The sequence below is a fragment of the Acinetobacter sp. YH12201 genome (genome assembly GCF_013418145.1).
Classification (GTDB): Bacteria; Pseudomonadota; Gammaproteobacteria; order Pseudomonadales; family Moraxellaceae; genus Acinetobacter.
In genome coordinates this window covers 1-11,303 of sequence record NZ_VPCP01000091.1, presented here as the reverse complement: position 1 = coordinate 11,303, position 11,303 = coordinate 1, and the positions used below count along the sequence as shown (strand labels likewise).

The window sequence follows — 11,303 nt, the reverse complement described above, 5'->3', positions numbered from 1 at the left end:
AGAACAAGAATATGATTCCCATTATTCCATTGAGATCAAACAGTAAGAGATCGAATAAGGAATTTGATAAATATCTATATAAATTAAGACATTTAGTTGAAAATGCTTTTGCGAGATTAAAACATTTTCGTGCTATTGCAACTCGATTTGATAAACTAGCACGCAATTATAAATCTATGATCCGTATAGCCTGCATATTTATTTGGTGCAAGGCCAAATGAGGACACGCCCTAATAAATTTAGATAGGCATTTATTGATCAGCCTAGTTTCAGGCTGATCTTCAATTAAGCTTCAATGGTCTGCACCGCAATTTTTTTTGCAGGATCAGTTTTGCGACGTACCGAAGGAACTGGTTCACCATAATACTGACGGTCGGCAAAGTAACTTGAACGAACCATAGGGGCTGCCCAGATATTCTTGAATCCAAGTTTCTGACCGTGGGCGGTATAGCGTTCAAATTCTTCTGGAGTCACGAAACGGTCAATCGGTGCATGCTCTTTAGAAGGCTGTAAGTATTGACCAATAGTCACGTAATCGACATCGTGTGCTTTTAAGTCATCCAGCAATGCAATCACTTCTTCTTCAGTTTCACCAATACCGACCATCAAGCCACATTTGGTTGGAACGTCCGGGCAGTATTCCTTAAACATTTTCAGTAAGTTTAAAGAATGCTGATAATCTGAACCTGGACGCATCGCTTTATACAGGCGCGGCACGGTTTCAATATTGTGGTTGAATACGTCCGGTGGGCACTCGGTCATGATGCGAAGCGCTATGTCCATACGACCACGGAAATCCGGTACCAGAATTTCTAATAAGGTATTCGGGCTTAAACTGCGGGCTTCTTTAATACAGTCTACAAAATGCTGTGCACCGCCATCTCGAAGGTCATCACGGTCAACCGAAGTAATAACCGCATATTTTAAACCCAGATTGGCAATGGTTTCGGCCATATGACGCGGTTCGTCAGGGTCAAGGGCATTTGGACGACCATGTGCCACGTCGCAGAAAGGACAGCGACGGGTACAGATATCACCCATAATCATAAAGGTTGCGGTACCGCCACCAAAACATTCTGGCAGATTCGGGCAAGCGGCTTCTTCACACACCGTATGTAATTTTTGCTCACGCAGCGTGGTTTTAATACGTTGAACTTCTTCAGGAGCCGCCATTTTTACCCGGATCCAGTCCGGCTTGCGTGGCGTTTCAACCGTAGGTACAACTTTTACAGGAATACGAGCGACTTTCTCTGCGCCACGAAGTTTGACACCCTGTTCAGGTTTACGGTTTTCAGACATATTCAACTTTTCCACTGTTTTTTGACGGGGGAGATACTAGATATATTAGGTCTCTCATTATAACGGACTTGAATCTAAATGGGGTAAAAAGGATATTCATTTAATAAATGTAGTCATCACTTAATATATGTGAGGTAAATACAGAAAATTGCGAGTATTTACGTCATAATATAGCCAAGATAGACCAATATTGAAGATAGGAGCGTTGAATGCCACGTAAAAAAGAGGTCGTTAGTGGAACTTTCGTTAAATACGATGCGGTAGTTCTCGGCTCAGGCCCTGCGGGTGAAGGCGCGGCAATGAAACTTGCTAAATCAGGCAAGCGTGTTGCAATTGTTGATATGCGTGAACAATTAGGTGGTAACTGTACACACGTAGGTACCATTCCAAGTAAAGCATTACGTCAAACTGTATCGAGCATTTTGCGTTACCAGCGTGACCCGATGTTCCAGAAAGTGGGCGAATGGAAACAGTTCACCATGAAACAGGTGCTGCGTAATGCCCATAAAGTGATTCAGCAACAGGTGGAAACGCACTCGCGTTTTTATGACCGTAACAAGATTGATATTTATCATGGTCGTGCCTATATCCAGGATAAAAATACCGTATTGATCTTTAGCCCTGAAGGCATAACAGAAACAATTGTTTTCCAACAATTAGTTATTGCGACAGGTTCACGTCCATACCGTCCGGCGGCGCTTGATTTCAATCATCCACGTGTATTTGATTCAGACAAAATTCTGGATCTGGATTATTCAATTCAAAAAATCATTATTTATGGTGCCGGCGTTATTGGTTGTGAATATGCATCCATTTTCATTGGTCTGGACCATAAAGTTGATTTGATTAACACCCAGCCTAAATTGCTCAGCTATTTGGATGATGAAATTTCTGATGCCTTATCTTACCGTTTACGTGAACAGGGTGTATTGATTCGTCATAATGAACAAATTGATCATCTTGAGACATTTGATGATCATGTGGTGTTGCATTTGCAAAGCGGCAAGAAAATTAAAGCCGATGCCATTTTGTGGTGTAACGGCCGTTCGGGGAATACTGACGGTTTAGGTCTGGAAAATGTAGGCATTACCCCAAACAGTCGTGGTCAGCTCACTGTGAATGATCAGTACCAGACTGAAGTGGAAAATATCTATGCTGCCGGTGACGTGATTGGTTGGCCATCACTGGCTTCTGCTGCTTATGACCAGGGGCGTTGCGCTGGTTCAAACATGAGCGGTGAAGAGAACGTTAAACCCGTAACGGATATTCCAACAGGTATTTATACCATTCCGGAAATTTCTTCGATTGGTAAGACTGAACAGCAATTGACCGAAGAAAAAATTCCTTACGAAGTTGGCCAGGCATCTTTCCGTCATCTAGCACGTGCACAGATTACCGGTGACACCGTAGGTGAATTGAAAATTCTATTCCACCGTGACACCTTAGAAGTGTTAGGGGTGCATTGCTTTGGTAATAACGCTGCCGAGATTATCCATATTGGTCAGGCTGTGATGAATAGCCCGAACAATACCATCAAGTATTTTGTTGAAACTACCTTTAACTATCCGACCATGGCGGAAGCGTACCGTGTAGCAACCTTGAATGGTATGAACCGTTTATTCTAAGATTTTCTGAATTTTAGATGCGAAACCCGTAAGTGAATGCTTGCGGGTTTTTGTTTATTTTGTAGGACAAAATATCTCATCAGTGGATGAGAGTGAGAATAGCGCTTAGTGCAAACCCGCAAGATCAAGTGTTCCTATTTTGCTTATCACTTGCTTGGATTTAGGCTGCCATTTTACGGCATTCTACCGCACATTGCTGGCAAGTTTCGGCACATCGCTGGCAATGTTCTGCTTCATGTTTACTGCATTCTTTGGCGCAGTAATCGCACATTTGAGCACAGAGCTGACAAATTTCCTGCATAAAGGCAGAGGTTCTTTGTTCAGATCGAGCGCATAAGTTGCACATATCTGCACAGTCCAGACAGCGTTTAATGCATTCACGCATCATCTCTATCTCATTTTCATCCAGACAGGCAGCTGCACAGGTGGTACAGGTCAAAGAACAGGTCATACACATTTGGACACAATCTGAAAAGCTGACAGTATTCATTCTGTTTTCCTGATTAATAATTTAAATTGATATCTGAATAAGCTAATTAGAAATAGACTAAGAAAATAGAGAGATTGAGTGATTAAAAGTAAACAGTGTCCACTTTAAGTAAGCGAATGCTGCATGATAAAAAATCTGGGTAAATAGAGAGTGGATCACTGGATTCTATAGGCTATGAGAAAAAGGCATAATGCTCCAATAACCATAATAATCCGTAATAACTGAAGAAACTGCTGATTAAGCTCAGCCAGACTGGAATTTTGCTCCTAAGCAATGCGATGACAGTAATAATAAAAAGCACATCTAAGCCAGACAGTACATATTTTTGCCCCATCTGCACCACCAGGCATAATAACAGGCCCACCACAGCGGCATTCACGCCAGCCAGAGCCTGAAATAAACCTGAAAATTGCATCAAGCGTGACCAGTAAGGTAAAGCGCCAAAGATCAGCAGAAAAGAAGGCAGGAAAATGACCACGGTTGCAAAGGCGGCATTCAGTACTGGCGATGAACTTAAAGGTAATAAAGCACCGAGATAGCTGGCGAAACTGAATAATGGGCCTGGCATCAGCTGGGCAATGGCATAGCCCAGGTCAAAATGTTGCTGGGAGACCAAGCCCGATGCCACAAAGTCCTGCTGTAAAAATGGCAAAATAATATGCCCCCCACCAAAGACTAAAGAAGCCGTGCGGTATAAATCGGTAAAACTGTCTAGCCAAATACTGGGAAAGAAATATTGTAGCGCTGGAACCTGTACAAAAGGCAAGGTAAATAAAATCAGCCAGAGATAAGCGAAAGGTTTTTTAGCTGTGATTGAGATGCCCGTAACGGGTTTAGGGGTATTTTTTTGCGGAAAATAATGCAGATAAATCAGTCCTGCCAAAGCACCAAAAAGAATCACCAAAACCTGATTGATACTGATGGGAACTAGATAGACAAATAAGCCCGACATTAGCATTAATACATACTGCCATTGCTCTTTACAAAAGCTACGTAACATTTGCCAGAATGCCCATGCCACCACGCTAAATACAATGAGTTGAATCACATGGAAAAATTCGACAGAAAAATAACCAGAAAATTGAATACCCAGCATTGCCGCAAGGGTCATGAGCAGTGCCGAAGGTAAAGTAAAGCCCAGCCATGCCAGTAGCGCACCCCGATAACCTTTTAGCTGATAACCAATTGCAAGACCCAGCTGGCTACTGCTAGGTCCAGGTAAAATTTGTGCCAAGGCCAGCAGATGGGCATATTGATGCTCATCCAGATAACCAAGCTGTTGCACAAAACGCCGATAAAAAAACACCAGATGGGCTGCTGGACCGCCAAATGCCGTACAGCCTAATCTGAGGAATATTTTAAACAAGCTGAAATTTGACAGCGTGGGAACAGGGGATGACATGATGAAACGATCCAAAAATATTTGAGTTTTAGCCCGGGCAAGATTAACAGGTCGGATTGACCTTGTTGTATGGTTTTCCTGCAATACATATTGCAAATATGAAAAAGCCCATCCCAAGTAATTACTTTTGATGGGCTTTTATTTTTTAATTTAACTCGTAAATATTTAAACAAGATGACCATCATTGAAAATGATCCCTGATGTGATGTATCGCACGCTAGTTACTGATAAGCAGAGGGAGCCTATCCTAAGGTAAGGGGGTTAATAAAAAATTGCAGCATCATGACGCATTTTTTATTTTATTTACGGTTTTGCATCTTCGTAAATGTAGATGAGGTCATGATGCTGCGGAGTAATTTTTCAGCTATTGTTTATTGTTATTATTTCAGATGGATGAATCCCTTAATAAGGCCGACCGCCTGCCAGACTGATGCGTTTTAGCAAACGGCGCTGCTCACTGGGAAAAGGTTTGCGTGAATGCAGGGTAACCTGATTATCCCAAAATACGATATCGCCCTGTTGCCATTGATGTTCATAGCGAAATTCAGGTTTTAACAGATATTCGCGCAATGAAGCAATCAATTCACTGCCAGCCTGATCATCATAATTGACCAGTTCCACCTCGGAATGGGTATTTAACCAGAGCGCTTTACGACCACTCTCAGGATGGGTACGCACCAGTGGATGAGGATAGGCATGACCAATAATCGGCTGATCTTTAAAGCGATATAGAGGACTGCTGCCATAACCATTATTGTCATTGTCTTTCAGGTGTTGTCGACGAACAAAGGGGTTATAGGTAATCAGTTGTAATTGATCGATATGCTGTTTGGTTGCTTCATCTAAAGCATCATAAGCCTGGATGGTATTAAACCAGGATGTTTGCCCGCCGTCTTTTGGTAATTCAATGGCATAAAGCAATGAACCAAAAGACGGTTGTGGCGTCCATTGGTGATCGGCATGGGGCGAAAGTTCACCATAGCCGGTGTAGTCACCCTGTCCCACAGCATTGGAAACGGGCACGACATCGGGTGGTGTACCGGTTTCGGTTTGGGTGGCAAGTACCGGATTATCTGCACTCGGGCGGAAAATGGAACCAAAATAGCTGGCAAAGGCCAAATACTGTAAATCATCCAGACGCTGGTTTTTGAAAATTAAAATGAGATGTTCGGCCAGTGCCTGCTTCAGGCGGTAAATGGTTTCACCCGCTTGGGCTTTACGTGCATCCAGACCAAAAACCACAGCCCCTAAAGCTTCACCCTCTAAGGGCACAATAGAAATATCTTGCGGGTTTTGAAATTGTTCTGGCTGATGCCAGCGCGGTGCATCATGTATTGCCTGAGAAAGTTGGGTGAGTGCCGTCATTGTTTTGCTCTGATGTTTTTTACGTTGAAGTAAAATCTAAGCAATCCAGAACAAAAGATAAAATCAAAATATTTTCTAAGCTTATGAAATCCCAGTGAAAAATATTTAAATCTATGATTGTTAAACTTTTAATATAAACAGCAAAAGAAAGCGGTTTTTTTGCTGTTTTCACTGCTGATATTTCAGCATTAATGCGCGCAAAAGGCCTGATTGAAATACTCAAACAGTTGTGGTGTTTTGACCCAAAGCATAATCGCAATTCCCAACAACAGGCCAATTGCTGCGGTAACCAAAATTTTGAGTCCAAGCATAGAATCAGTCATGAACCACATGCTCCTCATTGACAAAGAAATGAACCAGAACCCCAAATACACTTAACAGAATAGAAAACATCCAGATCATATTGTAATCGCCGGTCATGTCATGATTGACACCCCCCAGCCAGCCACCAAAGAACGAGCCGACCTGATGGGTAAAGAACACGATGCCACTGAGCATGGACAGATATTTTATCCCAAACATATTCGCCACAATGCCGTTAGTCAGGGGAACCGTAGATAACCACAATAAGCCCATAATGATGCCAAAGCTGTAAATTGTCCAGATACTCAAAGGCAGCAATAAAAAGCCAATAATGGCAATACCACGCAGGCCATATAAACCCATCAGCAAGTGAGGTTTGGAGTATTTTCCACCCAGCCAGCCTGCGGTATACGTACCGACAATATTAAATAAACCGACCAGAGCCAGAAATACTGTGCCTGTGGTGGCATCAAAACCATGATCAATCAGGTAACCAGGTAAATGAATACCAATAAACACCACCTGAAAACCGCAGACAAAAAAGCCTAAAGACAGAAACCAGAACGGTTTGTGATTTTTGGCAATCCTCAGAATTTCTTTGACACTTAATGCCGGTGTTGGGATGGCAGCCGAAACATTCGGAGGCGTATAAGCAGGCGCTTTTAAAGTCCACGCCAATGGAATAATGAAAGCAATTAAAATGGCGCTGACCATCAATGCTGCTGACCAGCCGACACTTTGTAAAAGCAGCAGGGTCGATGGCAGCATGATAAATTGACCAAAAGAGCCTGCTGCACTGGCAATACCCATCGCCAGACTGCGTTTTTCAGGATGTGCGGCACGCCCCACAGCAGAAAGCAATATGGGAAAAGAGGTCGCAGAAAGGGCAAGACCCAGAATTAAACCGACACTTAAATTCAGCAGCAAGCCGCTGGAGCTGACTGCCATCAGTAACAGGCCAAGGGTATAAAGTGCACCACCAATAGCAACTACAATTTTACTGCCATATTTATCGGCAAAAACTCCGGTAATGGGTTGTACTGCACCCCAAATCAGGTTTTGCATGGCAATGGCAAGACTAAAGACATTATGTCCCCAGCCAAACTCATGGCTCATAGGAACAAGATATAAACCAAATGCATGACGGACACCCAAGGATAAAGCCAGAATAACGGCACTTCCAATTAACATGTAAATCAGAGGTTTGGAAAAACGGGTGTCTGACATATTTCATCCATGCGGAGTTGTGTTGTGGCTATGTTATTCGATTATAAAGGACGAGGCGATTAAATTAAATTTCAACAAAAGATAAAATTAAGTTATAGAAAGTTTTATAAAGATTAAAAAGACGACATAAAGCCGTCTTTGGATTATTAAAAACTTAGAAACGCATACCGATCCCCGCATAAGCAAGTATCGGGTTGACTTCAATATCTGCTTTGGAGGTAATTAATCTACCTAATTGTTGATCATCTACCGTAATCGTGGTTTCATTTTTCAGATGTGCATAAGATACCGATCCTACAGCAAACCAGCGCTCATTAAAATCATAGGTAAAACCGACAGTTGCAATTGGAGCAATCGTATCGGTCGCTTCGAGCTCGACTTGAGGATTGGCTTTGCTTGGTTTTCCTTCCAGTGACGCTCCTGCATTGCCTTGTTTGATGTTGGCAATCATATGACCAGCTGCAATCAAGTCCTGTTCTGTACGCGGATTGATTTCCAGTTCATTGAAATAAGCATACATCAAACCTAAACCAACATAAGGGCGGAATTTATTGACTCCGGTTTTACCAAAGTGATACTGGAACTCAAAGGCCGGTGTCCAGGCACGAGCCGAGGCAGCAGGTCCATGAGCTTCTAAATCGGTAATAAAGATATTGTTTTGCAAATCAATATTGAGGAATTCTAAGGGCAAGTTACCAATTTGCGGTGTTGCTACAGCCGAGAAGGGTGCATAAATCTTTCCTTTACCCTGTAAGTCAACTTTGGGCGGAATACCGGCTTTGATTTCAAAGGAAAGGTTATCTGTAAAGAAGTAATTGGTCATGATCCCCAGTGTGGTGACATCATCGGCCTCTAGGCCTGTACCTGGGTTATCCCATTGTTCCAGCCCATAAATTTGTGAGCTGCCACTGAGTTCGCTTCCAAGCTGACCTCCGGTAAAAAAGCCCAAACCTCTTAAAACGGTGGCAAGTGCAGTCTGATTGACCTCCGGATCTAGGTTGTTTAATACAGTATCGACCTGAATATCGCCATTCTTGGAAACTTCACCATTTTTAACAGCCGTATTCACCTGAAAGGGCTGGGCTTTACCCTGCGGCATGACATGTAGGGCACCGACAGAAACAGAAAAGCGTTTAAAGCCATCGCCATCTTTTAAACTAAAATAAGAGGAATCTGCATAGCTTACAGCGGGTAGGGCAGCAAGAGATGACATCATACAAAATAACGTTTTTTTCATTCAGGGACTCCATGTCCATTTTGCGATTATTCATTTTTTTTGTTCACATTTCTTATTCTATATTTAGAGAAAAATCATTTTGTTACTCAAAAATATTAATCGGGTAGTATTCATGTAAAAATTTAACTGTTTTGTTTCAGGAACATGAAGAAAAATAATTTTATGTAAGCTGCTGTTTTTGCTAATGGATAAAGTTTTTGTAGGTTAATAACAGGCAGGAATTGAGATGATATTTATATATTTTTAATGCATTAATAGCGTTGATATAGGGGCTGATGTGGTCAATGCTGATGACGATGCAGTTAAAAACAGATCATCGCTGGCATAACTAAAGCAATTGACTCAAGTGATTGCACCATGAGCTAAAATCCTATCTCGCACTGAGAAGCATTTTTCCGTACAATATGCTGCAGAAATCCTTGAGTGAATCATATGAGCACCCAAAATACGCCCAAGAAAAAACCCTTGGTTAATTTACCTTTCCCGATGAAAAAGGCAGATGAGAATTCTTCCGATGAAGTCTTGGAAGATTTACGCCCTAAACCGCAGCGCTATGCTGATCGTACCTGGATGCCACCACGTGGTACACGCCGCTCCATGGGCAAGCGTTAAGTTCTTCATATAAAAAATAAAAAAGCTATGGTCTGACCATGGCTTTTTTATTGCAGTTAAACCGGTGTTTTGGATATTTAATTCGAGTCAGAAAGTTGGTTTCGTCTATCATGGTTCTGATAGTAATTCTTTTTCTGGTGATACATCTCCAGGTCAGCACGCTTCAGCATATCTTCAATCCGTTCATGCGGCAAATTTGTCGCATGACCTATAGACAGGCTGATCGGCTGATTGGCATAAAATTGATTGTCCACCGACAAAAGTTCCTGCAGACTTTGCAGGCAGTTTTGTAAGGCTGCCTCATCTGCACCCGGTAAAAGGACTACAAACTCATCTCCGCCAATACGTGAGGCAGAATAGGGCGTATGCTGAATTAGCTGGTTCAGGATGTTACCTATACGCCGTAAGACACCGTCACCTGCGTCATGTCCCTCGCTATCATTCAGTATTTTCAGTCCATTTAAATCTATAAAAATACACGAAATTGGATGTAATAAATTGCGTTCAAGCCGGTTCAGTTCTGCCACATAAAAAGAACGGTTGTACAGTTGGGTGAGTACATCGTGTTTGCCTAAATATTCAAGATAATGTTCAGCTTTTTTGCGCGCCGTAATATCAGTCAGGGCAACCTGTACAATGCTCCAGTCATCCAGATAATCCGGAAATACGGTAAATTGCAGCAGTACATGGCGAATGCTGCCATCAATTGCGTAATTGACTACTTCACGTTGATGATGCAGATGACCGTTCCACAGTTCAATCAATTGTTCCCGGAATGTTCGAACCATTTCCTCAGCAAAAACTTTATGAAGATTTTTTAATAAAATCTCTTTACTGGCTGCACCAAACAAATCGAGGGTGGCTTGATTGACATCAATGACTTTAATTTCCTTGATGCATTCAATGACAAACTCACTATGCACATCCAGAAAGGTGGCAAAATCTTCAATGCCTAATTTACGCAATTGATCCAGTTTAATTTTAATACGGCTGAAATCTTCTATCCAAAGAGAGGTTGGAGAATAAGTAAAGCGTGCCTCTGCCAGATGGCGACTTCGTTCTTCCTTACGGCAGGCTTCAGTGTAAGAAGTGATGTCTTCGGTGGTAATTAATACCAGAGATAAATCCCGTTCATGTTGCGGCAGTACAATGCCTTTGAGCTGGATATCCAGGCGCTTTCCAGTCAAGGTATAGTTTACTGCAGAATTGGAAAAACGAGTTTCACCATTCCACAACGCAACCAGTTCGTGGATATGGGTTTTTGCCATATCTTCTTTAAAGACTAATTGCAGGTTTTGCGATAGATGTTCAAAGTCATTGGCCTGATAAAGTTCAAGGGTTTTAGAATTGACCTTTAATAATTTAATTTTTTTTGCGCATGCAAGAATACGCGATTCATCTTCTTGCAGGAAACTGAACAGATCTTGCACGCCCTGACTACGCCAAAGATCAAATTGTTTTTTGATTTCACTATAGTCTTCCAGCCACATGGCAACGGGAGAGAGTTCAAAAAAAGGAGAGTTCAGCATGTCCATTTAAGGCGCTCATTATTTTTTAGAATTTAAGTATCAAGTATATGATGTAAAAAATGATTTTAAAATAATATGATAAGTAAAATAATAGACCTCTTGCGAAAGTCAAAACCACCTCAATCTAAGTTTCATGAGATATCAGAACTTAAACCGTTTTTCAGATTCTGAATTTAAACGCTTGGTTGGCGTACCTCGACCAGTTTTTACCGAA

At 41.9% G+C, this 11,303-nt stretch carries 11 protein-coding genes; 3 read left to right on the top strand and 8 right to left on the bottom strand.

The features are described from left to right. Positions 1–221, top strand: a 221-nt coding sequence (locus FTU91_RS14095; RefSeq protein WP_180082556.1) for a transposase, incomplete at its 5' end; no start/stop codon positions are given. Positions 222–285: 64 nt separating this feature from the next. On the opposite strand, the gene lipA is transcribed toward FTU91_RS14095, so the two are convergent. Further along, on the bottom strand, positions 286–1,299 hold the full coding sequence (gene lipA, locus FTU91_RS14090) for a lipoyl synthase (RefSeq protein ID WP_166167147.1): 1,014 nt from the start codon (positions 1,297–1,299) through the stop codon (positions 286–288). Between the two features lie 209 nt (positions 1,300–1,508). Between lipA and sthA the strand changes: the two genes are divergently transcribed. Further along, entirely contained in the window at positions 1,509–2,924 is a 1,416-nt protein-coding gene (sthA, locus tag FTU91_RS14085; protein ID WP_086196133.1) for a Si-specific NAD(P)(+) transhydrogenase, read from the top strand. 160 nt (positions 2,925–3,084) lie between these two features. Here sthA and FTU91_RS14080 read toward each other — a convergent pair whose 3' ends face one another. From FTU91_RS14080 to FTU91_RS14060, 6 genes are all read right to left on the bottom strand, one after another. Further along, positions 3,085–3,414, bottom strand: a complete 330-nt coding sequence (locus FTU91_RS14080) for a four-helix bundle copper-binding protein (RefSeq protein ID WP_180082554.1) — start codon at positions 3,412–3,414, stop codon at positions 3,085–3,087. Positions 3,415–3,586: 172 nt separating this feature from the next. Further along, a complete protein-coding gene (gene chrA, locus FTU91_RS14075; RefSeq protein ID WP_180082553.1) occupies positions 3,587–4,816 on the bottom strand; it encodes a chromate efflux transporter in 1,230 nt (409 codons plus the stop codon). 402 nt (positions 4,817–5,218) lie between these two features. Further along, positions 5,219–6,181 carry a TauD/TfdA family dioxygenase gene (locus FTU91_RS14070; protein ID WP_180082552.1) on the bottom strand — a complete coding sequence of 321 codons (963 nt, stop codon included), beginning with the start codon at positions 6,179–6,181 and terminating at the stop codon, positions 5,219–5,221. Positions 6,182–6,369: 188 nt separating this feature from the next. Further along, positions 6,370–6,504 carry a hypothetical protein gene (locus FTU91_RS16695; protein ID WP_257221752.1) on the bottom strand — a complete coding sequence of 45 codons (135 nt, stop codon included), beginning with the start codon at positions 6,502–6,504 and terminating at the stop codon, positions 6,370–6,372. Next, positions 6,497–7,711 (bottom strand): MFS transporter, encoded by a 1,215-nt coding sequence (locus FTU91_RS14065; protein ID WP_180042288.1) that lies wholly within the window; start codon positions 7,709–7,711, stop codon positions 6,497–6,499. The genes FTU91_RS16695 and FTU91_RS14065 overlap by 8 nt, the downstream gene beginning before the upstream one ends. A 154-nt stretch (positions 7,712–7,865) precedes the next feature. After that, the gene (locus FTU91_RS14060; protein ID WP_180082551.1) at positions 7,866–8,948 is read right to left on the bottom strand and encodes an OmpW family protein; all 1,083 of its coding nucleotides are present in this window, start codon (positions 8,946–8,948) and stop codon (positions 7,866–7,868) included. Between the two features lie 432 nt (positions 8,949–9,380). Here FTU91_RS14060 and FTU91_RS14055 point away from each other — a divergent pair, with 432 nt between their 5' ends. After that, entirely contained in the window at positions 9,381–9,560 is a 180-nt protein-coding gene (locus FTU91_RS14055; protein ID WP_086199367.1) for a hypothetical protein, read from the top strand. Positions 9,561–9,637: 77 nt separating this feature from the next. Here FTU91_RS14055 and FTU91_RS14050 read toward each other — a convergent pair whose 3' ends face one another. Continuing rightward, entirely contained in the window at positions 9,638–11,095 is a 1,458-nt protein-coding gene (locus FTU91_RS14050; protein ID WP_180082550.1) for a sensor domain-containing diguanylate cyclase, read from the bottom strand. Between the last annotated feature and the right edge of the window lie 208 nt (positions 11,096–11,303).